The organism is Mucilaginibacter arboris (assembly GCF_009754915.1).
In the GTDB taxonomy this organism is placed as follows: domain Bacteria; phylum Bacteroidota; class Bacteroidia; order Sphingobacteriales; family Sphingobacteriaceae; genus Mucilaginibacter_A; species Mucilaginibacter_A arboris.
In genome coordinates, this window is sequence record NZ_WPIK01000011.1 from 29,154 (window position 1) to 55,224 (window position 26,071).

Here is a 26,071-nt window from a genome sequence, read left to right on the forward strand (position 1 = left end):
AATAAAATTTAATAAAATATGAGGGTTTGCCTTGGATGCAAATAAAGGTAAAACATTTATTAGGATGATGCCGAACAACAAAAGGGCAAATAGAAAAGGAGTAAAATATATTTTAAATAATACTTACTGCCCGGGAGTAATCTTAACTACCAAAGTTATTTATAAATATGGGAAAAGGAAAAAAGTTTCTTCTGAAAAAAAAGAACTATTAACTGTTAAACAAGTAAATTTTGAAACTTAATGCTTTTTGTAACGTATAAAACAATAATTCTCTCTCAGATTAGGTTTATAATTGGTTAAAGCATCTTAAACTCCCCGTTTAAGATGCTTTTTAATGTTTGAAATGTTTTAACAAGCAGCAACCAGGAAAATGTGATCTTCCGTAAAATTACAATGCTTCTTTTAGCATACTTTTTTAGGTAAGGTTTTGATCTTTAAACCAAACTTCGTCCGGCAAAGTATTAAAGTTTTGCATCAGTTTAACTAATTCCCCCGGCTTGCTGCTGCTTAAAACCAAGTTACGGTTTGTAGGTTTCAAAAAACGGTTTTCTACCATTACATCCATTTGTTTTAGCAAAAAATCGTAAAAACCGTTTATATTTAGTAAGCCAATAGGCTTGTTGTGTAAACCTAATTGCAGCCAAGTCAATACTTCAAAAAACTCTTCCAATGTTCCGAAACCACCAGGCAGAGTAATGATGCCGTCGCACAATTCGTTCATCAATTGCTTCCTTTGGTGCATGTTTTCTACAACATGCATTTCGGTTAAGCCTTTGTGGCCAACTTCTTTGTCCATTAAAAATGTAGGGATAACACCAATTGCTTTTCCGCCGCGTTGTAAAACAGCATCTGCAATTAATCCCATTACGCCAACTTTCCCTCCGCCAAAAATTAAGGAAATGTTTTGGTTTACCATAATTTCTGCCAGTTGACCAATTGCAGTTTTCAGTTGTTCATCACCATTAAAATTTGCTCCGCAGAAAACACAAATAGATTTCATTTTTCTAAAGTCGTGATTGTGTTTTAAAGGAAAGAATTTTTAACAAAAAAGCGCCGTCATTCTGTAAAAAGGAGATATCTATTTTAAAAAAGATTTCTCTTTTCGAGCGAAATGACAGCGCTGATGCTGTTTTTATACCGGTAAAAACAGTATGCTATTTTTCCAGCAAGCCATCTAAAGTAATGGCCAGATAATACAAGCCGCCAATGGTTGGGCCGCCGGCATATTGAATGTACCGCCGGTCTAACAAATCTGTTGCACCTAATTTAAAGTTGGCTTTATATTGAGGAACACGCAAACTTACTTGTGCATCAAAAGTATGGATTGCCGGAACATTACCAGTTACCAGCGGACTTTCCCACAAAAAGCCCTGCTGCCATTTGTAAATCACATTAAAACCTAAATTTTTAACAATTTCGCGATTGCCAAAAGAAAGATTGGTAGAAAGAATTGGTGTGTTAAAACCGGTTACAAAAATATCATCGGTTTTATTAGCTACCAGTTTGTTAAAGCTGATGTTGCCTGCCAAACTAAATTTCTGATAAAAGTTGTACGTAACGCCTAAAGCCGAACCATAATTATGATAATCGTTCTTGGCATTGGTGTAAACGCGGTAACGGTCTTGTCCGGCACTTGCGGCTGTTGTTGTAGTTGCTGCTGCCGGATCGCGGTTACGGTCCAGCATGGCCAAAACTGCTGCATCAGTTCCAACGGTTGTTGCTTTTGGTACATAAACTTGTACCTGGCCTAAAAAGCCGTTGTAAATGTTGGAGTAGGCATCCCAGTCAATTACTACTTTATTATCCAGCACTACGCTTTTGTAACCAACTTCAAAAGAGTTTATTTTTTCCGGGCGGGCTTTTGGCAAATCTGCAACCTGTAATAAATTTCGGTTGGCTAAAGCTGCTGCATCTGTGTTTCCGGCTGCTGCTACGGCATTATTAAAGTTGATCACAGAGGTTTGCGTGTAGCTGTTCTCTAAATATCCCAAACCCTGATCGATAAAAGATAAACTGCCTACTCTTTTTACGCGTCCATTATTTACGTAAGACAAAGCTTCAAACAAAGAAGGGAAACGGTAACCTTGCTGAAAAGTAACCCGAAAATTATGATTATCAACCGGAGAATAAACGGCAGCAATACGTGGCGTAACTTTAGGATCATAATACGGGTTGTAATCAAACCTTAAAGAACCTACCAGCTTTAATTTTTCATCAAAAAAAGCCTTTGTTCCCTGTGCAAAAGCACCTACTTTTTTATAATATACATCGTTGCCAAAGCTGCCATCAGGAAGCTGTTTGTTTCTATCGGCAATAGGGCGGGAAAAATCAACAAAGTTATTTCCATCCGGAATAATCTGGTATAAACGGGCATCGGCACCAATTAATAAATCGAATATTTTTACCGTTTTTGATAAGTCCCATTGGCCTTCCACATGGTACATCCGGCTTTTTTGAACTAAAGCTGCACCGCCTGTAGCGGGTGCATCCGGAATTAAACTCGATTTAATATCCCAGTTATTGATACCAATAATGGTATTTTTAAGATCATTAAAAGCTTGTGTTCCCGGTACAACACGGCTTGCATCAGCAGCAGCACGTGCCATATTGTTTGCAGTTGCCAAATCAACGCCATTGTTTAATTGTGCTACTAAGGCTGTTTTATATTTTGCAGCCCAAACGCTGTTACTGCCGCCGCTATACAAATCTAAATTATCGGCAAGTGGTTTAACATTGTAAGAGTTACCGGTATTTTCCAAAGAGATGTAACTTAAGATTTTAAAGTTTTTGCCTTTCACTTCCAACTTGTGGTTTTGTACAATTACGCCATCCAACCTAATTTTATTACCACGCTGGAATGTTCCGTCCATATCACCAATGCGGTAACTATAAGTAATTTCGGTATGTTCGTTTGGTTTAAAATGCAATTCGGCATCAGCTTTAATGTTTTTAACTTCCGGGTCCACCAAATCTTTTTCGTAGTAACCGGTACGGGCAACACGCAAGGTTTGGTTGGCTTTACCATTAATGGTTAAGCCACTTATAGAAACCAGGTTACTTCCTGCAAGGGCATCATCGCCATAACGGTTCCAGGCATCATAAGCAGTGTTGTTAGCACCGTTCAATTGCGGAAAAGCCGGATTGGCGCTCGGTAAATAATTCGGGTTTTGGTCTTGCTGTGAATTAGAGATCCAGTCGATACCGTGCATATAACTTCCGTTGATTTTAAAAGCCCATTTGTGGTTAAAAGCTTTAGCGTAACGAACCGCAGTTTCGGTTAAAACACTTGGCGAATGGTCAATTCCATCTACGTGGTTAACACCTGTACGCTGATAAACGCTTAGACCCTGATAAGCAAAAGGGTTTTTAGTGATCAAGTTGGCCATACCATTAATAGCGTTCATGCCATACAAAGCAGAAGCTGCGCCGGGCGTAATTTCCACACTTGCAATATCCAGTTCTGTTGGGCCAATTGCATTTCCAAGCGGAACGCCTAAAGTTGCTGCCTGCATATCCACGCCATCAACCATCTGCATAAAACGGAAGTTGTTCGGGATATTAAAACCGCGCGTATTGGGTACTTTAAAAGTTAAGCTGGAAGTAGTCATTTGCACACCTTTTACGTTTTCTAAAGCATCGTAAAAGCTTGGGGCAGGAGAGTTGCGGATGGCGCGGATATCCAGTTTCTCAATAGCAACCGGCGAACGCATAATCCTTTCTTCCTGCCGGGAAGCGGTTACCACTACTTCGTTTACAATCATAGATTGGGTAACCAGTTGTATATTTAGCTGGCTTCCCGGTTTGTTCACCACAAATTCCTGCGGCTTAAAACCAATGCTTGAAAACACCAGGTGCAAAGGAAATTTTGCATTGGTGGCAATAGAAAACCTGCCTTGCGTATCAGAAATAGTTCCGGCAGTGCTGCCTGTAATTTTAACAGAAACACCAGGAAGCGTTTGTCCGTTATCATCTTTTACAATTCCGCTTAACAAGTAATTGCCATTTATTTGGGCGAAAGACAGGAAGGGGGGCAGCAGTAAAATAAAAAGTAAACGGATTTTTAAATTGGATGTAGAAATTTCCATGAATTAAATTAATTGAATTTGGGTTGATCATAAATTGCTTGAGATGGTAGAAGGTGTTGTTTGCTTCAACAACAACAAGGCAGGCATTCACATAAAAAGAGGTGGTAAAAGAAGTAGTACATAAACTCTATAAAATAAGTAGGCTAAGATATGGTTTGAATAATATTTACACAAGTTGTTTATCAAAAAAAATTATTGCTTTTGGAGAAGGACTATCAGTTTTAAAACCACAATTTTTAGGCGGTAAAAGAAGTATCCAACTTTGTAGTTTGAAGGTTTGAACCAATAATTCCTTCGAAAATTAAATCAATCCTGTTTCATTCATTTTACAAAACAAAACATATTAATATCTTAGCATTCTAATTATGAGTAGAATATGCAGTTTGAAAACGCGGGTAAATTTATTTTAAACAAGCTAAGTAAAGAGTTGCCCAAGCGTTTATCTTACCATAGCGTAGAACATATTCTGGATGTTTGTGACGCAGCAAAATTAATCGGGGAACAGGAAAAAATTTCTGACGAGGAAATGAAACTGCTGCTTACTGCTGCCTGGTACCATGATTCCGGCTTTTTAAAAGGAGCGAAAGACCACGAAGAAGAATCTTGCCGGATTGCCAAAGAAAACCTGCCACGATTTGATTATCCGCCTGAAAAAATTGAAAGAATATGCGGAATGATTATGGCGACAAAAATACCGCAATCGCCCAAAAACCATCTGGAAGAAATTTTAGCCGATGCCGACTTGGATTATTTAGGCCGTGATGATTTTTTTAGTATTGGCGATAAACTGTTTAACGAACTTTCTATCTTCGGCTTCATCAGTACCGAGGATGAATGGAACCGTTTGCAAGTTAGATTTTTAGAAAGCCATCACTATTTTACAGAAACGGCTATCAAACTCAGAAAAAATAAAAAAGAAGAACATTTAGCGCTTGTTAAATCAAAAATAAGATAACCCTTTCATGAAAAGTATCCCATTTTCACACACCGTAAGAGATACTTTATCTACTATCGCCGGTATTTTATTTTGCGGTTTTGCTTTAAAAAGCTTTTTGATCCCGAACCAGTTTTTTGATGGTGGCGTAACTGGTATTTCCCTGCTCATCCATGAACTCTATCATGTTAATATCGCTTATGTAATTGTACTCGCTAATTTGCCGCTTATTATTATGGGCGCTTATCAGGTTAACCGCACTTTTGCTTTACGTACGCTTGCGGCTGTTATTGGCCTTGGGCTTTGCCTGGCTTTTATCAATTATCCGCCGGTTACTTCCGATAAATTGCTGGTTTCTATTTTTGGCGGTGTTTTTATGGGGATTGGCGTTGGTTTGGCCATTCGCGGCGGTTGTGCCTTGGATGGGATAGAAGTGCTTGCCTTATACACCAACCGCCGGATAAGTTTTACCATCAGCGAGATTATATTAGGGATCAACATTATCATCTTCCTGATTGCTGCCATTGAGCTGGGTTTGCCAACGGCTTTGTATTCGATTTTAACTTATTACACGGCTTCTAAAACCATTAGTTTTGTGATAGAAGGTTTGGAGGAATATACTGGTGTGACCATTATTTCCGGAGAAAGCCAGCCTATTAAAGAAAAATTAGTGATGGAATTAGGCCGTGGCATAACGATTTATAAGGGCGAACGCGGCTTCTTAAAAAACAGTTTTGACATCAGCCAGGATTGTGATATTGTTTTTACCGTAGTTACCCGTTTAGAAGTGAGGCGGTTAAGAAACATGGTGCATGCCATCGACCCGAAAGCTTTTATATTTACCAGCACCATTAAAGAAGCAGCAGGCGGCGTGCTCAAAAGAAGGGTAAGAGAACATTAAATTTATTGCTGTAACTATTGTCAATGCTGTTTTTATCGGCTAAAAATCTTATTCTCCCCAGGCCGTAATTACTAAGTTTCTTCTTCCGCCGTAATTCCGGTGCTCGCATAAATAAATGCCTTGCCAAGTTCCTAAAGCTAACCTTCCATTGCGGATTGGAATTGTTACCGAACTTCCTAACATTGCTGCTTTTAAATGTGCAGGCATATCGTCTGATCCTTCATCATTGTGCGAATAATTGGGATCATCTTCCGGAACCGCTTTATTAAAATACATCTCAAAATCTTTTCTTACAGTTGGGTCTGCATTTTCATTAATGCTTAAAGAAGCGGATGTATGCTGAATAAAAACCTGAAAAATACCAGTTTTAATCTCAGCAATTTGAGGCAATGCGTTTATGATTTCGGAAGTAACGAGGTGGAAACCTCTTTTTCTTTCTCTAAGTTGCAGCATTTGCTGGTATATTTTAAACATAGCTAAATTTTTAGGTGATAAAAGAAGTATCAGTTATCCCTATAAAATAAAAAACTTTTTTTGTGGGATTGCAAGTTGGTAAACAAGAATATCGATCAGGAAATTAAATAAGTATTTGCTTTAAACTTACTTGTTAAATTACGAATGCTTCTTTTATCACACAAATTTTAAATACTTTATCTTGTAAACTAAAAGACAAAAGCCTTGCAAATTTTTGGGTGATAAAAGAAGCATTGTACTTCAACTTGTAATTACATTGCACTTTTACAAGTTACAATTTTGGACAAAACTGCTATTTTTTTCTTTCAACAAACTTGTGAAACGTGCTTATTTCACCGTCTGCTTTTTTATCCTGATATAATAAATCAAGGTTATTTTTATCAAAGTTCTTAAAAAAATCTTCCCAGCTAATTTCTTCAAACCGATCGTCAGCATCGCTGTGTTTAGGAAAATGTATCCTGATTACGCCGCTGTCTTCCTCTTTACCGGTATTTTTAATTTTAGACGGAACACCTTCGCGTTCTTCGGCCCATTTCTGTATTTTCTTATGGTCGTGGGTGGTGGCTGATGTACTCATGGTTTTGTTTTTTTGTTTCAACTAACAAAACCATTTACCTGTTTGTTTTTTCGGCTTAAAAATTCACCTCCAACTAAACCGGGTTCCCGTTAGCATCTGTGTGGATGCTTTGATTTTGAAACCTGAAAAACATGGCCACCCATTTATTAGTATTTTTAAAGTAGATAAAAAGAGCACCGTCCTGTTTACTTCCGTTGTTTTTTTTCTCATTTCCGGTATCGCCCTGGTTCATGTGTATATCGTGAACGCCTACCGAAGGATTTGGGCTGAAATAAAAACGGTTATCAGGCCTGCTTCCTGCAAGTGCATCATTCCATCCCGAACCAAAAGCAAAAACTTCTGCATTCGGGTTGTTTTTTGCCTGTTGCACCCAGGGGTCAATGTCGCCGTTTAGATTTTCGCCTGCCGAATTATCACTTTTTGGTTTCACCACTTTCATTAAATTTAAAGGAAAAAGAGGCGGGTTAAAATGTACATAATCTAAACAAATGGAAGGCAGCATGGCAGCTTTAAGGGTAAAACCCTGCTTGCATTTCAATATGCTGTTAATAACAGGATGTTTATAATTTTCATCCTTGTAATACATCACCATCCTGTCGGTATCTAATACCGTATTGCCATCGGGCGCGTAAGCAATACTTTGACCGGCAAACTTAGAATAAACGTCTACAGCTATGCGGTATGGCTGATCTGCCTGAACAATAATCTGGTAATGATCTGTACCAGAATTATAAGGAATGGCATCGGTTATTTTTCCCCGTAAAACTCCGTAATTGACTGGCATAAAGTTTTTTTAGTAAAAGTAAGTGTCTTTTTTAATTCCAAAGTAATGCTTTTACAAAATGTAGTGTTTAACATATTTTTTTGGTTATAAACCTTTATGTATTATTAGAAGTGCAGTTTTATATCAAAAGGTTGAAACAAAAATTGCACCAGGTGTGTACACAAAAAATCCAGTTTCAACTTATCCGAAAACATAGCTTTAACCTGTTTCTTAAACCACCTACATCTTCCAATTGAATTTCAATTGTTCTAATATTTAATTTAAAAGTTGTTAATTGCCCTTATGCCACAACAAGCCTTTCCAGTAATTACCGCCGACCGCATTAAATCTATTATTGGTGGTTCTTTAGGTAATTTGGTAGAGTGGTACGATTGGTATGTTTACTCTGCTTTCTCTTTATATTTCGCGGGGTCTTTTTTTCCGAAAGGTGATCAACTTGCACAGCTATTAAATACGTCGGGCATATTTGCCATCGGCTTTTTAATGCGTCCTGTCGGAGGCTGGTTAATGGGAACTTATGCCGATAAAAAAGGCCGCAAAAAAGCCCTTACCTTATCGGTGATGTTAATGAGTATGGGTTCGCTTCTGATTGCTATTGTTCCAAGTTACGGGCAAATCGGTATTGCTGCCCCGATTGTTTTGGTACTTGCCCGAATGGTACAAGGCCTAAGTGTGGGAGGCGAATATGGTACCAGTGCGACTTATTTAAGTGAGATGGCTACCAAAAATCACCGTGGGTTTTACTCCAGCTTTCAGTATGTAACGTTAATTATGGGACAGTTAATTGCCCTGGCTGTATTGATAGCTTTGCAGCATGTTTTTTTAAACGAGCAGCAATTGCACGACTGAGGCTGGCGCATTCCATTTGGTATTGGTGCAGTACTTGCCATAACCGTAATGTATTTAAGGCGTAATTTGCAGGAATCTGTAACCTTTAATGATGAAAAAACACTGTCTGCAACACGGGGAAGCTTAAAGGAACTGGCCCAACACTCTAAAGCAGTTTTTACGGTAATAGGCTTAACCATTGGCGGAACTGTGGCTTTTTATACTTTCACTACCTATATGCAAAAGTTTTTGGTAAACACTTCCGGGTTTAGCAATGCTACTGCTACCTTAATATCTATACTCACCCTGGTTGTTTTTATGTTGGTACAACCCCTGTTTGGTTATCTGTCAGACAGGCTTGGCCGTAAACCTTTGCTAATAGCCTTTGGGGCATTCGGTACTTTGTTTACCGTTCCAATTTTATCAGGGCTTAGCCATACCAAAAGCTTTGAAACTGTTTTTTTATTAATTATGATAGCCCTGGTTATAACCAGCGGCTATACATCCATCAATGCAGTAGTCAAGGCCGAGCTTTTTCCGGCAAATATCCGGGCGCTTGGGGTTGGCTTTCCTTATGCTATTGCTGTATCAATTTTTGGAGGATCGGCAGAATATATAGCACTTCAATTTAAAAATAACGGACATCAGGGATGGTTTTATTGGTATGCAACAACCTGCATATTCATATCATTAGTAATGTACCTGTCCATGAGCGATACCAAGAAGCATTCCAAGATTGATTAAAAGTTCTTATCTTAAACAACAGTTAGCTAAATAAAATTTAATCATAAACGACCAGTAGCAGAAGGGTAAAAAAACCGAAACCCAAGTAAGATAGATGACAATGATTAAACGAATACTTGCTATGCTACCCTATAAATGCCAAAGCCAGCTGCTAATCCCATAGCAGTAAAGTAAAACCACAAACATACCCGTAAGTTTACTACTCACTTATCAATACCGGAAATAATTAGTAGTAAATCTAATTTTTCCAGAGAAGTTGATCAGCTATTTTTATATAGCCAATAAACAGTAGTAAACACAAGTATGCAGTGACTGCTTAGATATTTGATAGATTTAGCCTAATATCAATCATCATGAAAAAAAGAAGAAACTTTATACGCCGAACTGCACCAGCAGGCACACTGTTTCCGGGATTAATAATGGTTTTAGTTTTAAAGCTTTCGGCACTTCCCCGTTACTTCTGCATTAACTGATGCGCCTACGGAAACAGGCCACTCAAAACATGTATGGAGAGGGGACGTTTTGACTAAAAGGGCAACTAATTTGAAATATCGTTAAAATGAGATGAGACTGGAAAGAATATCGAACCAAGCGGCTGATTGAAGTGGCCCTTATTATTATAACAGTAACTTAAGACAAAAAAAAGACGGGAAAGACTGTGATTTACCATGTCTTTCCCATGCAGTACCTGGGGCGGGAATCGAACCCGCACTCCTTTAACGGGAACAGGATTTTAAGTCCTGCGTGTCTACCAGTTCCACCACCCAGGCAGGTGATTAACCATATTAGCTTCAAACTAAAAGTCCTCTCTAAAAAAAGTCCCTCTCTTTTGGAGAGGGATTTAGGGTTAGGCTTGTTAGGCTAAGAGCGAAAGACGAGGTTCGAACTCGCGACCTCAACCTTGGCAAGGTTGCGCTCTACCAACTGAGCTACTTTCGCATTGCGGTTGCAAATATATACAGATTCAAAAAATCCGCAAGGGTTTCGCAACATATTTTTTCAAGTTTTTTATAAGTCGTTGGCTTTCAAAACTTCAGCTACCAAATCTCCTTCATAACCTTTGCCAAAAGCATACTGTTTTAGCTGATAGCTTCGTTTATAAGCATCTTTTTCTTTCAGCAAAGCGTCCTTTTTCTCCAAAATCCCTTTCAACTTCAATAAATAATCATCCAAATCTATTTGCTTCAAAGCTTTTTTAATTAAGCCTTCGGGTACTCTTTTCAGTTTTAGCGCTTGGTTAATCTTAATTTTCCCCCAACCTTTCTGCCGGAACTTTCCCAAAGCATAAGCATTTGCAAAACGTTCTTCGCTTAAAAAGTTATTGCTGATGAGTTCAGAAATAATATTTTCAGCATCGCGCTGGTGCAAACCCCAGCTATATAGTTTCTCGCGCACTTCCTGCTGGGCGCGTTCCTGGTAAACGCAATATTTCTCCGCTTTTTGCTGTGCTGTTTTGGGGTCGGGTATTTTAGGTTTTCGGTCTTCAGATTCCATCTGCCCAAAAATCGTTAAAATTCTTCTATTGACAGAAATATCTTCAAATTCGCAGCATGCCCGGCAAGTACTCTTTAACAGCAATAAGCGAAATTTTAGGTGCTAAAAGAAGCATCGCCCGCGAAGTAACCATCGAACATTTACTAACGGACAGTCGGCGCATTACTAACGCCAGCAAATCCTTGTTTTTTGCTTTGGAAGGTAACCGTAACGGACACGATTTTATCCCCGAATTATACGCTGCCTGTGTTTTTAGTTTTGTAGTGAAGGAAGATTATCAAATTCCACCTGAACTCGGCAATGCTAATTTTTTGCTGGTAAAAGAAGTATTGCCTGCTTTGCAACAATTGGCGGCATATCATCGCAGCAAGTTCAATTTGGAAGTAATTGCGGTAACTGGCAGCAACGGAAAAACAGTGGTAAAAGAATGGCTGTACCAATTGCTTTCACCGGATAAAAATGTGGTCCGAAGCCCTAAAAGTTACAACTCGCAAACAGGTGTTCCGCTTTCTTTATGGCAGATTGATGCACAAAATGAAATCGGCATTTTTGAAGCTGGCATTTCTTTGCCCGGAGAAATGGAACGTTTGGAAGCAATGATTAAACCAACAATTGGTGTGTTTACACATTTCGCTGCCGCCCATGATGAAGGTTTTAGTAGCCGTAAACAAAAGCTTGGCGAAAAATTAAAGTTGTTCAAAAACGTGCATTTACTGGTTTACAACCAGGACCAGGCACCGGAAGAAATTTCTGAGCAACTAAACGTTTTAAAATCGTTTACCATCAGCAGAAAATCAGAACAGGCCGATCTTTTTGTTTTTGATTGGAAAACGATATCAGGAAAAACTAAGTTTCAGGCCCTTTATCAGCAAAAAGAATTGAATTGCTGCATTCCGTTTACTGACGAAGCTTCTATAGAAAACGCCTTGCTTTGCTGGGGAACAATGCTTGCTTTAGGCGCAGATACAGCAACTGTAAGCCAGCGAATGGAAACGCTGAATGCCGTAAGTATGCGACTGGAATTAAAAAATGGTACGCACAATTGTTCCATTATTGATGATTCTTACAACTCTGATATTAACTCACTTGAAATTGCTTTAAACTTTTTAGAGCGGCAAAAACAGCATCCGAAGAAAACTTTAATTCTGTCGGACATTTACCAGTCGGGCTTAAAAAGCAGTGAGCTTTACAAGCAGGTTGCTGATTTGATCAAGCAAAATAAAATAGATAAACTAATTGGTGTAGGAAAGGAGATTTCAGAAAACCAAACTTTTTTCCAAACGCCGGAAAAGCAGTTTTTTGAAGATACGGATAGTTTATTAAAGCAGTTGCCTGCACTTCAATTTAAAGATGAAACCATTCTGTTAAAAGGATCGCGCAACTTTGAGTTTGAACGGATCAGCCGGGTTTTATCTCAAAAAACGCACGAAACAATTTTGGAAATTAATTTAAACGCGCTTCAACACAACCTCAACTATTATAAATCTATTTTAAAACCGGGCGTAAAATTAATGGCAATGGTAAAAGCCTTTTCTTACGGAAGCGGAAGTTTTGAAATTGCCGGAATTTTACAATTTAACACGGTTGACTTCCTGGCGGTTGCTTATGTTGATGAAGGCGTTGCGTTACGAAATGCAGGAATTACGTTACCGATAATGGTTTTAAACCCGGAAGTAACGGCATTTGAAGAACTAACTAAGTATCAGTTAGAACCGGAAATTTACAGCTTTAATTTGCTTGAAAAACTTGCTGTTTTTATCAACGAAAAATCGATTAGTTCTTTTCCTGTCCATCTAAAAATTGATACCGGTATGCACCGTTTGGGTTTTGAGTTTTACGAAGTGGCGCAATTGTGCCAGTTGCTCAAAAACAATCCGCAATTAAAAGTAAAATCGGTATTTTCGCATTTAGCTGCCAGTGGTTCGGCCGAGCATGATGATTTTACATTTCAGCAGTTTAATACTTTTAAAAAGGTATGCAGCCAACTGGAAAAAGCGCTGGGTTATACTTTTATCAAACATATTTCTAATACTTCTGCTATCAGCCGATGGCCCGAAATGCAGTTGGATATGGTTCGTTTGGGTATTGGTTTGTACGGAATTGATACGGCTATCGATCAGGAAAATAATTTTTTACAACCGGTTGCTACTTTAAAAACCAGTATTTCTCAGCTTAAAAAAGTAAAAGCCGGAGAAACAATAGGCTATGGCCGGAACGACATGCTGGAAAAAGACGGCAAAATTGCAACAGTAAGAATTGGTTATGCCGATGGTTACCTTCGTGTTTTTGGCAACGGTAACGGAAAAATGCTGATCAATGGCAAATATGCACCAACAATCGGCCATGTTTCTATGGATATGTGTATGCTGGATGTAAGCGATATTGAAGTGCAGGAAGATGACGAAGTAATTGTTTTTAATGAGGAACTTCGGATAGAAACGCTTGCCGCGCAGGCAGGGACAATTCCTTATGAAATCCTAACCAACATTTCGCAGCGGGTAAAAAGAGTATATTATTACGAGTAAGCAACAAGGAAGATGAACCGTATTTTCAGGGCGTTAATTAATTATTTTATTAAAGGAGTGCTGATTGTAGTGCCTATTGGCGCTGCTATTTTCCTGATTGTATGGATTTTTACTTCCATTGATAAATCGCTCAATCTCAGCGACCTGATCATTACCGATCCTAAAACGGGAAAGCCTGTTTACATTCCTGGCTTGGGTATCCTGACTATTATTGTGGTGATTATGCTGGCCGGCGTAATTGTTACCAACCTGATTACCGAACCTATTTACAATTGGTTTTCGCGCTTATTTCACCGTTTGCCTTTGTTTAATTTTGTATATACTTCTGTAAAAGATTTAACGGAAGCTTTTGTAGGAGAGGAGAAAAAATTTAACGAACCAGTTTTGGTTACGATGGACGAATTTGGGTTAAAACGGATTGGATTTGTAACCCATAAAGATTTAAATGTTATTGGTTTGCCGGAAGATGTAGCGGTTTACTTTCCGTTTTCTTATTCTTTTACGGGGCAGTTGGTGATTGTTCCGGCCAGCCGTGTTAAACCAATTGATAAAAGTGCGGCAGATATGATGAAGTTTGTGGTTTCTGGCGGTGTAAGCCATTTGGAGTAAATTTTTTATCGGTAAAAGAAGCATCAGTTTCTTTTTTTTAATTGCTGTACATTTTCTATATTTCCTAAAAAATTAGTTGAAATGAAAAATCTGTTGTCAATCATAGCATTACTCGGAATTTTAACGCTGCAAACTGCTTTTTCGCAACCAAATACTCATTTAAAACTATCTGAAACTTATCCTTCTATCGGTAAAAAAATTACGGTTACTTATAATCCAACAGGAACAGTTTTACAAGATAAAAGCAACCTGAATGCTGCTGTTTATTTTTTCGACAATAAAGATTATCCCGTAGCAGATATCGACCTAAAACCAAAGGGGAAATTGTTAAAAGGTGATTTTATCGTTCCAAATACAGCAAAAGCTTTTTTTATAAAAATCAGCAAAGATGAATTTGTAGACGATAATCAGGAAAAAGGTTATTTATACATGGTTTACAAAGATAAAAAACCTGTTTCCGGTGCTTATGCTTCTAAAGCATTTGTATTGTTTACTGGTATCGGACAGGATTTTGCCAAAATCAAAACGGATAAAAACGAAGCGTTCTTGCTATACAGTAAAGAATTTCAGCTTTATCCTGAGATTAAAAATGAATACAAAGCAGATTATTACTCTCTTTTGGGCATGAGTACAAATCCTGAATTCGCAAATTCTCTTAATAAGGAATTAAACTCGTTAATAAAAAGTGATCAGGAAAAAGATTTACTTTTAGCAATTACTCTTCTTAATATAATTAACAAAAAGCCAACTGCCGATTCATTAACTTCAATAATTAAATCAAAGTATCCTAATGGCGAATTTACAAGCAAGGAATTGGCTACTGCTTTTAACAATGAGAAAGATTTGGTTAAAAAGGAAGCTTTATATTATGACTATATAAAGAAATTTCCCGAAAGCACAACCGAAAAGAAAACAGTTCAGGATAACTTTCGAATGCAATTAGCAGGAACATATTTGCGACAAGGAAAGATAGATGATTATAAGCGTTGGGAAAATCAGATAAAAGACAAATCCAATTTAGCTTCAGGTTTAAACAACGTTGCCTCTGGCTGGGTTGAAAACGGAAAGCATTTAGAGGAGGCAGCAACAATATCTAAACAATCTTTAGATTTAACAAAACAACAAATTATTAATCCTGGTCAGAAAGCATTAAGATCACCAAAGATGTTGAAACAAGATTATGAATTTTCTTATGACACGTACGCTGACACGTACGCCTTCATCTTATTCAAACAAAACAAATTTAAAGAAGCGTTAAGCTACGAGCAGCCCGTTTATGAAAAATCAAAAGGAAACGATGCTGACGTTGATGAGCATTTCGCACTGATTTTAAAAGCAGCAGGAGAAGAACAAAAGGCAAAACAGGTAATAGAAACGGCCATCAAAAACGGTAAAAGCTCTGAAAGTATGAATGCTGATTTAAAGGCAATGTACATAAAAGCAAAAGGTTCTGATACCGGTTACGATCAGTATTTTGCTTCCTTAAAAAATGCTGCTGCAAATGCAGCCAGAGAAAAACTTGCTAAAGAGATGATAAATAAACCCGCACCTGTTTTTGCGTTAAAAGATTTTGATGGCAATACTGTTTCGTTAGCCAGTTTAAAAGGCAAAGTTGTGGTAATTGATTTTTGGGCAACCTGGTGCGGTCCGTGCAAAGCATCTTTTCCCGGGATGCAATTAGCGGTAAATAAATACAAAGACAATCCAAACGTGGAGTTTTTATTTATTGATACCTGGGAAAACAGCGATGGTTATTTACCAGGCGTTAAAAAGTTTATTGCTGATAAGCATTACACTTTTAATGTTTTAATGGATGAGAAAGGAGATGATAACCGCCAATCAAAAGTAGTTAGTGCTTTTGGTGTAGATGGCATTCCAACCAAATTTGTATTGGATAAAAACGGAAACATCCGCTTTAAAAAAGTAGGTTTTGAAGGAACGGCAGAAAGTATAAAAGATGAAGTTTCTTCCATGATTGAACTTGTATCTGAAGCGGATTTAACTAAACCAGAAAAAGTAAGCATGCTTAAATAAAGTACAATTTCATGCTGATAAAAGAAGCAAAGCATAAAAAGCATAAAATAATATTGCTTCTTTTATCAACACAATTTTAACTATATTCAACTTTAATTAATTCTTTAAAAAACAAACGAATAGCATGAAACAATATCTTAAGTCGGTTGCAGTTGCAGCGCTTTTGTTAAGCGGGTTAAACGGACACTCGCAAAGTACAACTCCTGCGCCGAAATTTGAATACATTACCAATCAACCGGCACCTGCATTCGCTTTAGAAGATATGAACGGAAAAACGGTTTCGTTAGCCGACTGTAAGGGAAAGGTAGTTGTAGTTGATTTCTGGGCTACCTGGTGTGGGCCTTGTAAAGCCTCGTTTCCTGGCATGCAGCAGGCAGTAAACCGTTACAAAGATGATAAGGATGTGGTTTTTCTTTTTGTCGATACACGCGAGAAAACTGAAAACTATAAACAATTAGTACGTGATTTTATCGCTAAAAACAATTATACTTTTAATGTATTATTTGATCAACGTTTTGCTGACGGAACAAAAAGTAAGCTTTATACAGATTACAAGATCGTTGGTATTCCAACAAAGTTTATTATTGATCGTGATGGAATTGTTCGTTTTGAAAAAATAGGTTTTATGCCAGGCGAAAGTGCTGAAGCGCTGGCTGATAATGTAGCTGGTATGGTAGAACAAGCTAAAAAACCAGCGGTTCCCGGCGCTACTGCTAAAGCAAAGTAGTGTAGATTAAATTGTATTTACAAAAAAGCGTCATTGCGTTAACTTGCAATGACGCTTTTTGTAAACAGATTACAAACTATTCTTAAAAGTTCGGTTTCAAAACATACTTGTTATAGAACCTGAAAATATGTTCCACCGCTTCATCGGCAGTATCTACTACACGATATAGGTTCAAATCATCCGGACTGATATTTTTTTCCTGGCCTAACATTTTTTCTTCGATCCATTCAAACAAACCTTTCCAGTAATCCACACCCACAAAAACAATGGGAAAACGGGCAATTTTACCAGTTTGGATTAAAGTAATAGCTTCAAAAGATTCATCCATCGTTCCAAAACCGCCGGGCAATACAATAAAGCCTTGCGAATATTTCATGAACATCACTTTTCGGATAAAGAAATAATCAAACTCCAGTAATTTATCGCGGTCGATGTATTTGTTATGAAACTGTTCAAATGGCAGTTCAATATTCAGTCCTACCGATTTTCCTCCGGCTTCGTAAGCGCCTTTGTTGGCAGCTTCCATAACGCCTGGGCCGCCACCGGAAATAACGCCGTAACCAGCTTCACTTAATAACCGGGCACATTCTTCGGCTAATTGATAGTATGGATTTTCGTTATGTGTACGGGCAGAGCCAAAGATGGAAACACAAGGCCCAATTTTGGCCAGTTTTTCAAATCCATCTACAAACTCGGCCATAATTTTAAAAATCTGCCACGAATCTGTTACCTTGATTTCGTGCCAGTTGCGGTTTTCAAAAGCGTGTCTTATTTTTTCGTCGCTTGTCATAATATCACTCAAAATACAAAAATTTAAATTAAACGGTTGGCATAAGGCTTTTACGGCGTGAAGTTATCATCAGCCCGAAAAAAGTAATTAAACCGTTTACAATGATCAATTCATTATCAAAAACGTAGCCACCTAATAAATTTTTAGATGAAGTACTTAAAAAATAGCATACCAGCGGGCTAACCAGGCAAATAAACGGAACCAGCTTATCATTCACCTGCTGCTGCTTTACAAAAAGTCCGAAGCTGTATAAACCCAAAAGCGGTCCGTAAGTATAACTGGCAACTTTAAATATAGCACTTACAACGGCATCATTATTAATGCTATTAAAAATTATGATGGTTAAAAACAGCAATACCGAAAAACCAATATGTACCCAGTGGCGTACGTTAACCATTTTTGCACTGTTAGTGTTTTGTTTTTTATTGAAGTTGAGGAAATCAATGCAAAAAGAAGTAGTTAATGCCGTTAAGGCCGAATCTGTTGTGGCAAAAGTAGCAGCCGTTAAACCCAGCATAAACACAATAGCAGGTAAAACGCCTAAATAATTTAAAGCGATGGTTGGATACAAATAATCGGTTTTGGTTACGCTGATGCTGTTTTTAGCAGCATAAATATAGAGTAACGCGCCCACGCTTAAAAAGAAAATATTGATGAGCACGAAGACGGCTGTAAAGCTGAACATGTTTTTTTGTGCTTCGCCGATGTTTTTACAGCTCAGGTTTTTTTGCATTAAATCCTGGTCCAAACCCGTCATGGCAACAGTAATAAACAATCCGCCTAAAAACTGTTTGCTGAAATGGAGTTTGCTGGACAGGAGATCATTCCAGAAAAAGATTTTAGAATAACTACTGTTTTTGATGGTTTCGGCTGCTTCAAAAACATTTAAATGCAAACTTCGGCAAATAAAAAAGATGGATAAAAACACCGAACTCACCAGAAAAAGTGTTTGCAAACTGTCTGTAATAATGATGGTTTTTAATCCGCCTTTAAAGGTATAACTCCAGATCAGCAATAAACAAATCATAACGGTTACGGCAAACGGAACATGGTAACTATCGAAAATGAATTTTTGTAAAACGATCACCACAAGATATAATCGGAAAGAAGAACCAATGGTACGGCTAATCAGGAAAATACCAGCAGCCGTTTTATAACTCCAGGTGCCTAAAGCAGTTTCAATGTAACTGTAAATAGAAGTAAGTTTAAGCCGGTAATAAAGCGGCAGCAAAACCGTAGCAATGATTATAAAACCGGCAGCATTACCTAAAACAAACTGAAAATAAGCAAACTGATCGCCGGAAGGCGCACCCACTTTTCCCGGAACGGAAATAAAAGTAACGCCGCTTAAAGCTGTACCAATCATGCCGAAAGCAACCAGATACCATTTTGAATTTCGGTTGGCCACAAAAAAAGTATCGTTATCAGACGAATTGCGCGACGTAAGCCAGGAAATCAGGATCAGCACCAAAAAATATCCGATAATAAAAGCAAGTAAAATTCCAGGAGCCATGAGTTAGTTGATGGTTTTGGGTTGATGGTTCATAGTAAGAAGTTGATGGCAATTGGTTTATTGTTCATAGAGGATATATTAGTGATTAATCTAAGGATTTTTTCATGTTGGTAATCATTTTTACCAACACATCGTGTTCCTCGTAAAGCGTTTTAAATTGTATTTCATCAATATAACTTCTTCTTTTTGCAATAAACAAACAGCTTACCACTTCTATGGCAGAACGTAAAGAATAATTCAAAAATAATTTAAAAGAGGCTTTAGTTTGTCCGGTTGATCCTTCGGCAATGTTTAATACTACCGAATCTGATGCTCTTTTCATTTGCGAAGAAAGTACAAAAAGTTCATCTTTTGGTAAGGTTTTACTAAACAGAAAAACAGCCTCGTTCAAATCCATTGCCTTTTTCCAAATGTTCAATTCTTCAAAACGAAACGCCATATTGATCGTAATTAATTCAAAAAAATAAATGTAATAACATATTCGGATTATCTGCTTTATCCATGAACTATTACCCATGATCCATTCCCTATAAACCATCAACTTTTTCTTATTTTCGCACCATGAACTTTTCTTCCAAGCTACTGGAAACCGCCGTAGCCGAATTTGCAAAACTTCCCGGAATCGGACAAAAAACTGCGCTTCGTTTGGTGCTGCATTTATTGGACGAGGACAAAGAGGAAGTGGAGCGTTTTAGCCATGCCATTAGTAAGTTGCGCAATGAAGTTCAGTTTTGCGAGGCCTGTCATAACATTTCCGATCAGGCAGTTTGCGAAATCTGTGCTTCTCCACGCCGTAACCATCAGTTAATCTGTTTGGTAGAAGATACGCGCGATGTAATGGCGATAGAAAACACCAGCCAGTACAACGGCTTGTACCACGTTTTAGGCGGATTAATTTCGCCGATGGATGGCGTTGGGCCTTCTGACCTCAATATTGATTCTTTAATTGAACGGATAAAAAATACCGAAGTAACCGAAGTGATTTTTGCCGTAAGTGCAACGATGGAAGGCGATACCACTATTTTTTACCTCAACAAAAAACTAAAAGATTTTCCGCTTAAAATTTCTACCATTGCCCGCGGAATCGCTTTTGGCGGCGAACTGGAATATGTGGATGAAATTACGTTAGGCCGCTCTATTGCAACACGAGTTTTGTATGAAAGTTCGATTAAATAGTGATGCTTCTTTTATCGGCATAAAAATCGCGTTGTCATTTCTCCTTTCAATCAAAATGACAAAAAGCATAAACTTATAAGCACATAACATTCAATATAAACATTTTTACATGAGTTTTAAAGGAAAAACAGTTGTAATAACAGGCGCTTCATCCGGCATTGGCGAAGCTTTGGCAAACGAAATGGCTTCCCGCGGGGCAAACCTTGTTTTAGGCGCAAGGCAGTTTGTTACTTTATGTGAGATTGCCCAAAACCTCGAAAAAAAATATGGCATAAAAGCAGTAGCAGTTCAATGCGATGTAAGCAAAGAAGAAGATTGTAAAGCTTTAATTCATCAGGCTATTCATACTTTTAAAAGTATCGATATTTTGATAAATAATGCTGGTATTTCCATGCGCGCTTTGTTTAAGGATTTGGATCTGGTGGTTTTGAAAAACCTCATGGACGTAAACTTCTGGGGCACCGTTTACTGCACCAAGTATGCAATGGAAGAATTGTTAAAATCAAAAGGAAGCATTGTTGGCATTTCTTCGATTGCGGGTTTTAAAGGTTTGCCTGGCAGAACGGGTTACTCGGCTTCCAAATTTGCGATGAACGGTTTTTTAGATAGTTTACGGGTAGAAAATTTAAAAACTGGTTTGCATGTGATGACTGCTTGTCCGGGATTTACCGCTTCCAACATCCGAAGTACTGCTTTATCAAAAGACGGAACGGCGCATGGCGAAACTTCTATGGAAGAAGAAAAAATGATGACAGCCGCAGAAGTTGCCAGAATTATTGCAGATGGAATAGAAAAACGTGAACGTGTTTTGGTGATGACTGGTCAGGGAAAATTAACAGTTTTGTTAAGTAAATTTATTCCAAAATTTGTAGATAAAAAGGTTTATGAACTGTTTAGCAAAGAGAAAAATCCGTTGCTGCGTTAATGTAACTTAATAACTGATGCTTCTTTTATCGATAAAAAATTAGTGCTAAAAGAAAAAAAATATAAAAGTTAAATTTTAGGTTGCTAAAAGAAGTAGTAAAATCAGCTAAAAACATGTTACTTTGCTTTCATGTCTTTGTTCATCGCTTCATTAAATTCGGGAAGTAACGGTAACTGCTATTACATTGGTAATGAGGAAGAAGCGGTATTAATAGATGCCGGAATGTCATGCTTAGAGACCGAAAAACGGATGAAACGGTTGGCTTTACCAATGAGCAGAGTAAAGGCAATTTTTATTTCGCATGAGCATTCGGACCATATACGCGGATTAGAAGTGCTTTCTAAAAAATATAAATTGCCTGTTTATATTACCCCGCTTACGCAACATTTTGGTAATTTGCAACTGGAACAACCAAAACCTTTTCAGGCTTTTGAACCTGTTGCAATTGGAAACTTATCTGTCAAAGCTTTTCCAAAAAATCACGACGCTTGCGAACCACATAGTTTTGTTGTTTCATGTAACGGAATTAATGTTGGTGTTTTTACTGATATTGGTTCTGTTTGTCAGCAACTTATCCTTCATTTTAAACATTGCAATGCTGTTTTTATGGAGGCAAATTATGATGATGAAATGCTGATGAAGGGACGTTATCCATATCATCTAAAACAACGGATCCGTGGAGGTAAAGGGCATTTATCTAATGCTCAAGCTTTGGAAGTTTTTAACGTTCATCGTCCGCCTTTTTTAAGCCATCTGTTATTATCGCATTTATCAAAAGATAATAATTGTCCGGAACTGGTACAAAAACTGTTTAACGAACACGCAAACGGAACAGAAATTATCGTGGCTTCGCGTTATTCAGAAACTGCAATTTATCACATTAATGGTTTGTTTCGTACTAATTTGAAGCAAAAAAGGGTAGAGGTTGCAAGGGAACAAATGCAATTATCTTTGTTTTAAGGATTTATTTGCAGGAAATCAATCGCAAAGGGTAGTATTGCAACCATCGTTTTCCCGTTCTGTTTCCAGGGTACTGTGTTGTATTTTTTGGTGTTCAAAATTGTGTTTCAGTTGGTGCTTGATCTTATTTTCTTCGGCAACCTGCACCTGATCTTCCAAAACCAAATGCGCAGTTAAAGCATTTTCTGTGGTACTGATTGCCCAAACATGGATGTGGTGCAAATCCTTAACCCCCGGGATCTTTATCGCCATCTTCCGCAGGTCCTCAATGTCAATATCATCCGGTACGCCATCAACAGATAAGCGAAAACTTTCTTTAAGCAGGTTCCAGGTACTCGAAATCAAGATCAAAACAATAGCAATACTTAGAACACTGTCCAACCAAAACCAGTGCGTATAATAAATAATAACACCGCCTACAACCAGGCCAAAAGAAACAAGCGCATCGAACATTAAATGTAGGTAGGCACTTTTAATATTCATGTCTTTGTCTTTATCGCGCAAAAACATCAGGGCACTAATGGCATTAATAAAAATACCGATGCCGGCAACAATAGCAATCGTCAATCCGGGTAAAGGTTCCGGGTGGATCAAACGTAAAACTGCTTCGTAAGCAATGGCGCCGATAGACAACAACAGAACAACTGAATTGAACAAAGCAACCAGAACGGAAGTTTTACGGTAGCCATAAGTATATTGGTTAGTGGATTTAACTTTTAACAAGCGGAAAGCAAGCAGCGAAAGTCCTAATCCGGCTACATCTGCCAGGTTATGCCCGGCATCCGAAAGGAGTGAAACCGAGTGGATATAAAGCCCGGCTATGGCTTCAACAATTACAAAAATAAAATTCATGGAAATACCAACGATAAAAGCAGTATTTACATGGGTTAAAGGTTGGGCATGATGGTGGTGTGAATGATCATGCCCGGCATGATCATGGGAATGGGCGTGCATAGCAATTTTTACTGCAAAATAACACACTTAAACAATGCAATGCAATTGCATTAATGCGGACATTTATTGCAAACGCCTTTAACCACCAGGTTTAATTCTGCCGAGCTAAAACCTGCCGGAAGGGAAATAGCCGGAATTTTAGAGTTAGGAAGGCAAAAGGTTTCTTTACACACGGTGCAATAAAAATGAACATGCAGGTCATGGTGTTTGTTGGCATCGCATTCTTCCAAACACAGTGCGTATTTTGGAGAGCCCGTACCATCATCAATTGCGTGCGCCAGTCCGTTTTCTTCAAACGTTTTTAAAGTACGGTAAATGGTAATGCGGTCGGCCGTTTCAAGTCCTTTCTCAATATCGCTCAAACTGATGGCAGAGTTTTGTTTCAAAAGAAGGTCAAGCACCAATAAGCGCATGCTTGTTGGGTTGATATTTTTACCAATCAGCTTTTGCTCTGTTTCTGCAGTTATCATTTTAATGCAAAGTAAAAAGTTTACTTAACAATATCCAAAGCAAGAATTGTTAAATCAGTTTCCATGCTTCTTTTACCAGCATAAAATCTTTGGGGTTTTATATTTTTTGCAGGTTAATCCCAATGTAGATTTTATGCTGATAAAAGAAGCATTTTAAAAAAGCTACCGGTTTCGGATAGCTTTTTTAAAAGTTAAAGCAATGCTTCTTTTACACGGCAATTTTTTCGGGCAGGTAAACGTAATCGATCACATCCAGATAATGCCGCAATGCGCTTTCAAATACTGGTAATTTAACGCCTTTTTCGCTTTGTAAAGCTGTATTCAGCGGCCTTTTTGCTTTTTGATGTAGTTTTGCTGCCGGTACGCCTTTTATCAATCCGGTATTAAAGCCGGCAAGTTCTGCTATTTTACGGGCAAAATCAGCATAAGTAGTTTGTCCCTGATTGGTAACATGGACAATGCCGCATTCATTGTCTAACAATAAATTAAGGCTTTGATGAACCAGGTCTGGAATATAAGTAGGCGAAAAAGAAACATCATTTGCTGCCGTAACCAAATGGCCTTCTTTTAACCGCGAAAGAATGGCAGCTACAAAGCCGGAAGTTTCCCAGCAACTAAAGCAGCTTCCAATACGGATAATTAATGCCTGCGGGTTTTGTTCGGTTATACTTGCTTCGGCTTTTGCTTTACTTTGTCCGTAAACATTAACCGGATTTACCAAATCACTTTCTAAATAAGAAGAGGTTTTGCTGCCGTCAAACACAAACCCCGAAGAAAAAGTAAGCATTTTAACAGAATATTTTTTACAAACTTCTGCCAAAAGAGAAGGCAGTTTAAAATTCAGTTCAAAACATTCGTCTGGTTTTTGTTCTGCCTGATCTATTTCTGCAAATTCTTCTGTGTTAATAATTGCCCAGGGATTTAATTCCTCGATAATCTGTTCTATTGGTTCCGGGTTATCCAGGTTTAGTTCGCTGCCATCAAGCCACAGGTGATGGATATTCCTTTCCTCACAAATTTTACTAAAGCCAGTACCCAGCATTCCTGATTTTCCTATAATGAGCACAGGCTGGCATTTAGGTAAAGGTTTACGGCGTTTAATGTTGAAAACACGATGGTCGGGATAAATAATTCTTTTTTCCTGTTTCCACCAGCCTGCTGTTTCCAGTACCGGATGATAATAGACCTGATGTTTAGCTAAAACCTGTATCATCCTTGACATTGCTGTTGGGCGTGGTTTGCCGGAATTTAGGTTAAAAACGCCCGACTCGTAATCTCCCCAAGGTTTAGTTACCAGCATATTCCAACCGTAAGTACCGAATATGGCCCATGCTGTAAGTGCACGAATATCTACGCCTTCTTCTTTTAAATGATTAAGATTTTCCCACATCTCGTTAAACCACCGCATCTGTTCTTCCCGGGTACAATGCAAATGGCATTCGGTTATGGCAATAGGTAAACCAAGCCTTTCCCAGGCTTCGCGAAGCAAAACCAGCGGTCCGGTTTCATCAGGATAAGGAACACGTACTACTTCTACATCAGCATATTGATGCCTGCCATTGCCGCCATGTACATGCTGCGGATACTTTTGCAGGCCTTCGTCTAAATAACGCTCAGAAGTAATGTAATAATTGAAGCCGGCAACATGTGGTTTGCAGTTGTTTTCGAGGAAGTAGGAAAGCTCGTGTTCTTTGATGCCAACGCCTAATAAAAATCCCCACATCTGCTTTTCTGGTGTTAGCGTTCCAGTTATCAGTTCGTAAGAAAGCCAGCGGCGCTCGTTTTCAAAATCAGCCTGATATTTTAACAAAGGTGTGCTGTATACTTTTCCAATATCTTCTGTTTGTATCAGTTTAGCTTCCGGATTAATTTCGCGGATAGCCTTCATGGCCATTACCGTTGCTTTGCATTCGCTTAAAAGTATCCTGTAAAAAGAATATGCGTTGTTTTCATGGGGATACCAATGGCCATATAAACCACAGAACCTGGCAGTAGTTAAAGGCTCGTTAACAGGCGTGTAATATTCGAGCCAGGGAAACCTTTTGGCAACCAGCTTGGCGTACGCTGCAACGCCTTCTTCAAAACTACCGTCAAAAAAATTAACATGTTTTGGACCGCTGCCGTGGTGCACTAAACCAGCTATCGGTTCTACTTTTAGTTCTTTTAACCTAAGCAGGTTTTTTTCTGCAAAAGCCCAGTTTATTTCCTGGTCTTTTTCAGGCTGATGCTTTTCCCATAAAATAGGATAACGCAGCATTTTAATACCTAAAGATGCAATCAGGTCTATATCATCTTCACGGTTGTAATGGCCGGAAAATTCTGACTGGTCAATGTAATTATTTCCTACACGATTAATTGTACCTTCGATTCCGCCCCAAATTTCAATTGGTTTTTGTGTAAACATATCCCTTTTTTATTATGTGTTGAAATTGATACACTCATTATTTAACTCTGCGGATGGCTTTTGGTTTTTAAAAAAGGCTTTTGTGGATAATTGCTTAACCCTCGGTTTAAATTTATATTTAAAAAACTTCGCATCAGTTCCGGGTAAAGCATGCTTCTTTTAC

Annotated in this window: 22 protein-coding genes, 2 tRNA genes and 1 pseudogene; 11 read left to right on the top strand and 14 right to left on the bottom strand. The window is 38.2% G+C overall.

The window, feature by feature from the left end:
- Nucleotides 1-31: 31 nt before the first annotated feature.
- On the top strand, nucleotides 32-241 hold the full coding sequence (locus GO621_RS12840; protein WP_157567655.1) for a hypothetical protein: 210 nt from the start codon (nucleotides 32-34) through the stop codon (nucleotides 239-241).
- 174 nt (nucleotides 242-415) lie between these two features.
- On the opposite strand, the gene GO621_RS12845 is transcribed toward GO621_RS12840, so the two are convergent.
- Both GO621_RS12845 and GO621_RS12850 read right to left on the bottom strand, forming a co-directional pair.
- Nucleotides 416-1,000, bottom strand: coding sequence for an LOG family protein (locus GO621_RS12845; protein ID WP_157567657.1), 585 nt, complete (start codon nucleotides 998-1,000; stop codon nucleotides 416-418).
- 154 nt (nucleotides 1,001-1,154) lie between these two features.
- Complete coding sequence (locus GO621_RS12850; RefSeq protein ID WP_157567659.1) at nucleotides 1,155-4,085, bottom strand: TonB-dependent receptor; 2,931 nt, start codon at nucleotides 4,083-4,085, stop codon at nucleotides 1,155-1,157.
- A gap of 376 nt (nucleotides 4,086-4,461) precedes the next feature.
- Here GO621_RS12850 and GO621_RS12855 point away from each other — a divergent pair, with 376 nt between their 5' ends.
- Together GO621_RS12855 and GO621_RS12860 are read left to right on the top strand one after the other, a co-directional pair.
- Complete coding sequence (locus GO621_RS12855) at nucleotides 4,462-5,040, top strand: HD domain-containing protein (protein WP_157567661.1); 579 nt, start codon at nucleotides 4,462-4,464, stop codon at nucleotides 5,038-5,040.
- 7 nt (nucleotides 5,041-5,047) lie between these two features.
- Entirely contained in the window at nucleotides 5,048-5,920 is an 873-nt protein-coding gene (locus GO621_RS12860) for a YitT family protein (RefSeq protein WP_157567663.1), read from the top strand.
- A gap of 48 nt (nucleotides 5,921-5,968) precedes the next feature.
- Here GO621_RS12860 and GO621_RS12865 read toward each other — a convergent pair whose 3' ends face one another.
- From GO621_RS12865 to GO621_RS12875, 3 genes are all read right to left on the bottom strand, one after another.
- Nucleotides 5,969-6,394, bottom strand: a complete 426-nt coding sequence (locus tag GO621_RS12865) for a secondary thiamine-phosphate synthase enzyme YjbQ (RefSeq protein WP_157567665.1) — start codon at nucleotides 6,392-6,394, stop codon at nucleotides 5,969-5,971.
- A 292-nt stretch (nucleotides 6,395-6,686) separates the two neighbouring features.
- Nucleotides 6,687-6,971: a hypothetical protein gene (locus GO621_RS12870; protein WP_157567667.1), complete on the bottom strand. Its 285-nt coding sequence runs from the start codon at nucleotides 6,969-6,971 to the stop codon at nucleotides 6,687-6,689.
- A gap of 73 nt (nucleotides 6,972-7,044) precedes the next feature.
- The gene (locus tag GO621_RS12875) at nucleotides 7,045-7,755 is read right to left on the bottom strand and encodes a DUF2278 family protein (protein ID WP_157567669.1); all 711 of its coding nucleotides are present in this window, start codon (nucleotides 7,753-7,755) and stop codon (nucleotides 7,045-7,047) included.
- Between the two features lie 282 nt (nucleotides 7,756-8,037).
- On the opposite strand from GO621_RS12875, the pseudogene GO621_RS12880 reads away from it, so the two are divergent.
- A pseudogene (locus GO621_RS12880) lies at nucleotides 8,038-9,327 on the top strand (MFS transporter).
- Between the two features lie 685 nt (nucleotides 9,328-10,012).
- Here the strand turns inward: GO621_RS12880 and GO621_RS12885 are convergent.
- From GO621_RS12885 to GO621_RS12895, 3 genes are all read right to left on the bottom strand, one after another.
- Nucleotides 10,013-10,097: transfer RNA gene (locus tag GO621_RS12885), tRNA-Leu, on the bottom strand.
- Nucleotides 10,098-10,193: 96 nt separating this feature from the next.
- Nucleotides 10,194-10,266, bottom strand: a tRNA-Gly gene (locus tag GO621_RS12890).
- Between the two features lie 69 nt (nucleotides 10,267-10,335).
- Nucleotides 10,336-10,821, bottom strand: coding sequence for a regulatory protein RecX (locus GO621_RS12895; protein WP_157567671.1), 486 nt, complete (start codon nucleotides 10,819-10,821; stop codon nucleotides 10,336-10,338).
- Between the two features lie 56 nt (nucleotides 10,822-10,877).
- On the opposite strand from GO621_RS12895, the gene GO621_RS12900 reads away from it, so the two are divergent.
- From GO621_RS12900 to GO621_RS12915, 4 genes are all read left to right on the top strand, one after another.
- On the top strand, nucleotides 10,878-13,346 hold the full coding sequence (locus tag GO621_RS12900; RefSeq protein WP_157567673.1) for a bifunctional UDP-N-acetylmuramoyl-tripeptide:D-alanyl-D-alanine ligase/alanine racemase: 2,469 nt from the start codon (nucleotides 10,878-10,880) through the stop codon (nucleotides 13,344-13,346).
- Between the two features lie 12 nt (nucleotides 13,347-13,358).
- Complete coding sequence (locus tag GO621_RS12905) at nucleotides 13,359-13,955, top strand: DUF502 domain-containing protein (protein WP_157567675.1); 597 nt, start codon at nucleotides 13,359-13,361, stop codon at nucleotides 13,953-13,955.
- An 81-nt stretch (nucleotides 13,956-14,036) separates the two neighbouring features.
- Nucleotides 14,037-15,989, top strand: coding sequence for a TlpA disulfide reductase family protein (locus GO621_RS12910; RefSeq protein ID WP_157567677.1), 1,953 nt, complete (start codon nucleotides 14,037-14,039; stop codon nucleotides 15,987-15,989).
- A 124-nt stretch (nucleotides 15,990-16,113) separates the two neighbouring features.
- Nucleotides 16,114-16,716: a TlpA family protein disulfide reductase gene (locus tag GO621_RS12915; RefSeq protein ID WP_157567679.1), complete on the top strand. Its 603-nt coding sequence runs from the start codon at nucleotides 16,114-16,116 to the stop codon at nucleotides 16,714-16,716.
- 82 nt (nucleotides 16,717-16,798) lie between these two features.
- On the opposite strand, the gene GO621_RS12920 is transcribed toward GO621_RS12915, so the two are convergent.
- The 3 genes from GO621_RS12920 to GO621_RS12930 all read right to left on the bottom strand — a co-directional run bounded on the left by GO621_RS12920 (nucleotide 16,799) and on the right by GO621_RS12930 (nucleotide 19,458).
- The gene (locus GO621_RS12920; protein WP_157567890.1) at nucleotides 16,799-17,506 is read right to left on the bottom strand and encodes an LOG family protein; all 708 of its coding nucleotides are present in this window, start codon (nucleotides 17,504-17,506) and stop codon (nucleotides 16,799-16,801) included.
- Nucleotides 17,507-17,534: 28 nt separating this feature from the next.
- A complete protein-coding gene (locus GO621_RS12925; RefSeq protein ID WP_157567681.1) occupies nucleotides 17,535-19,019 on the bottom strand; it encodes a sodium:solute symporter in 1,485 nt (494 codons plus the stop codon).
- 85 nt (nucleotides 19,020-19,104) lie between these two features.
- Entirely contained in the window at nucleotides 19,105-19,458 is a 354-nt protein-coding gene (locus GO621_RS12930) for a four helix bundle protein (protein ID WP_157567683.1), read from the bottom strand.
- Between the two features lie 122 nt (nucleotides 19,459-19,580).
- On the opposite strand from GO621_RS12930, the gene recR reads away from it, so the two are divergent.
- From recR to GO621_RS12945, 3 genes are all read left to right on the top strand, one after another.
- The gene (recR, locus tag GO621_RS12935; RefSeq protein WP_157567685.1) at nucleotides 19,581-20,195 is read left to right on the top strand and encodes a recombination mediator RecR; all 615 of its coding nucleotides are present in this window, start codon (nucleotides 19,581-19,583) and stop codon (nucleotides 20,193-20,195) included.
- Between the two features lie 109 nt (nucleotides 20,196-20,304).
- Nucleotides 20,305-21,120 carry an SDR family oxidoreductase gene (locus GO621_RS12940; RefSeq protein WP_157567687.1) on the top strand — a complete coding sequence of 272 codons (816 nt, stop codon included), beginning with the start codon at nucleotides 20,305-20,307 and terminating at the stop codon, nucleotides 21,118-21,120.
- Between the two features lie 129 nt (nucleotides 21,121-21,249).
- Complete coding sequence (locus GO621_RS12945; protein ID WP_157567689.1) at nucleotides 21,250-22,080, top strand: MBL fold metallo-hydrolase; 831 nt, start codon at nucleotides 21,250-21,252, stop codon at nucleotides 22,078-22,080.
- An 18-nt stretch (nucleotides 22,081-22,098) separates the two neighbouring features.
- Here GO621_RS12945 and GO621_RS12950 read toward each other — a convergent pair whose 3' ends face one another.
- The 3 genes from GO621_RS12950 to GO621_RS12960 form a co-directional block, all read right to left on the bottom strand.
- A complete protein-coding gene (locus GO621_RS12950; RefSeq protein WP_157567691.1) occupies nucleotides 22,099-23,034 on the bottom strand; it encodes a cation diffusion facilitator family transporter in 936 nt (311 codons plus the stop codon).
- A gap of 50 nt (nucleotides 23,035-23,084) precedes the next feature.
- On the bottom strand, nucleotides 23,085-23,504 hold the full coding sequence (locus tag GO621_RS12955; protein WP_157567693.1) for a Fur family transcriptional regulator: 420 nt from the start codon (nucleotides 23,502-23,504) through the stop codon (nucleotides 23,085-23,087).
- A 208-nt stretch (nucleotides 23,505-23,712) separates the two neighbouring features.
- Nucleotides 23,713-25,908, bottom strand: a complete 2,196-nt coding sequence (locus GO621_RS12960) for a family 1 glycosylhydrolase (protein WP_157567695.1) — start codon at nucleotides 25,906-25,908, stop codon at nucleotides 23,713-23,715.
- Nucleotides 25,909-26,071 lie beyond the last annotated feature (163 nt).

Bases quoted from the DNA above. Each gene is read 5' to 3' on its own strand.
- GO621_RS12920 (WP_157567890.1), bottom strand. From the start codon at position 17,506: ATGACAAGCGACGAAAAAATAAGACACGCTTTTGAAAACCGCAACTGG.
- GO621_RS12870 (WP_157567667.1), bottom strand. From the start codon at position 6,971: ATGAGTACATCAGCCACCACCCACGACCATAAGAAAATACAGAAATGG.
- GO621_RS12860 (WP_157567663.1), top strand. From the start codon at position 5,048: ATGAAAAGTATCCCATTTTCACACACCGTAAGAGATACTTTATCTACT.
- GO621_RS12945 (WP_157567689.1), top strand. From the start codon at position 21,250: ATGTCTTTGTTCATCGCTTCATTAAATTCGGGAAGTAACGGTAACTGC.
- GO621_RS12915 (WP_157567679.1), top strand. From the start codon at position 16,114: ATGAAACAATATCTTAAGTCGGTTGCAGTTGCAGCGCTTTTGTTAAGC.
- GO621_RS12895 (WP_157567671.1), bottom strand. From the start codon at position 10,821: ATGGAATCTGAAGACCGAAAACCTAAAATACCCGACCCCAAAACAGCA.
- GO621_RS12845 (WP_157567657.1), bottom strand. From the start codon at position 1,000: ATGAAATCTATTTGTGTTTTCTGCGGAGCAAATTTTAATGGTGATGAA.
- GO621_RS12875 (WP_157567669.1), bottom strand. From the start codon at position 7,755: ATGCCAGTCAATTACGGAGTTTTACGGGGAAAAATAACCGATGCCATT.
- GO621_RS12865 (WP_157567665.1), bottom strand. From the start codon at position 6,394: ATGTTTAAAATATACCAGCAAATGCTGCAACTTAGAGAAAGAAAAAGA.
- GO621_RS12850 (WP_157567659.1), bottom strand. From the start codon at position 4,085: ATGGAAATTTCTACATCCAATTTAAAAATCCGTTTACTTTTTATTTTA.
- GO621_RS12925 (WP_157567681.1), bottom strand. From the start codon at position 19,019: ATGGCTCCTGGAATTTTACTTGCTTTTATTATCGGATATTTTTTGGTG.
- GO621_RS12955 (WP_157567693.1), bottom strand. From the start codon at position 23,504: ATGATAACTGCAGAAACAGAGCAAAAGCTGATTGGTAAAAATATCAAC.
- GO621_RS12855 (WP_157567661.1), top strand. From the start codon at position 4,462: ATGCAGTTTGAAAACGCGGGTAAATTTATTTTAAACAAGCTAAGTAAA.
- GO621_RS12910 (WP_157567677.1), top strand. From the start codon at position 14,037: ATGAAAAATCTGTTGTCAATCATAGCATTACTCGGAATTTTAACGCTG.
- GO621_RS12905 (WP_157567675.1), top strand. From the start codon at position 13,359: ATGAACCGTATTTTCAGGGCGTTAATTAATTATTTTATTAAAGGAGTG.
- GO621_RS12940 (WP_157567687.1), top strand. From the start codon at position 20,305: ATGAGTTTTAAAGGAAAAACAGTTGTAATAACAGGCGCTTCATCCGGC.
- GO621_RS12930 (WP_157567683.1), bottom strand. From the start codon at position 19,458: ATGGCGTTTCGTTTTGAAGAATTGAACATTTGGAAAAAGGCAATGGAT.
- GO621_RS12900 (WP_157567673.1), top strand. From the start codon at position 10,878: ATGCCCGGCAAGTACTCTTTAACAGCAATAAGCGAAATTTTAGGTGCT.
- GO621_RS12950 (WP_157567691.1), bottom strand. From the start codon at position 23,034: ATGCACGCCCATTCCCATGATCATGCCGGGCATGATCATTCACACCAC.
- recR (WP_157567685.1), top strand. From the start codon at position 19,581: ATGAACTTTTCTTCCAAGCTACTGGAAACCGCCGTAGCCGAATTTGCA.
- GO621_RS12960 (WP_157567695.1), bottom strand. From the start codon at position 25,908: ATGTTTACACAAAAACCAATTGAAATTTGGGGCGGAATCGAAGGTACA.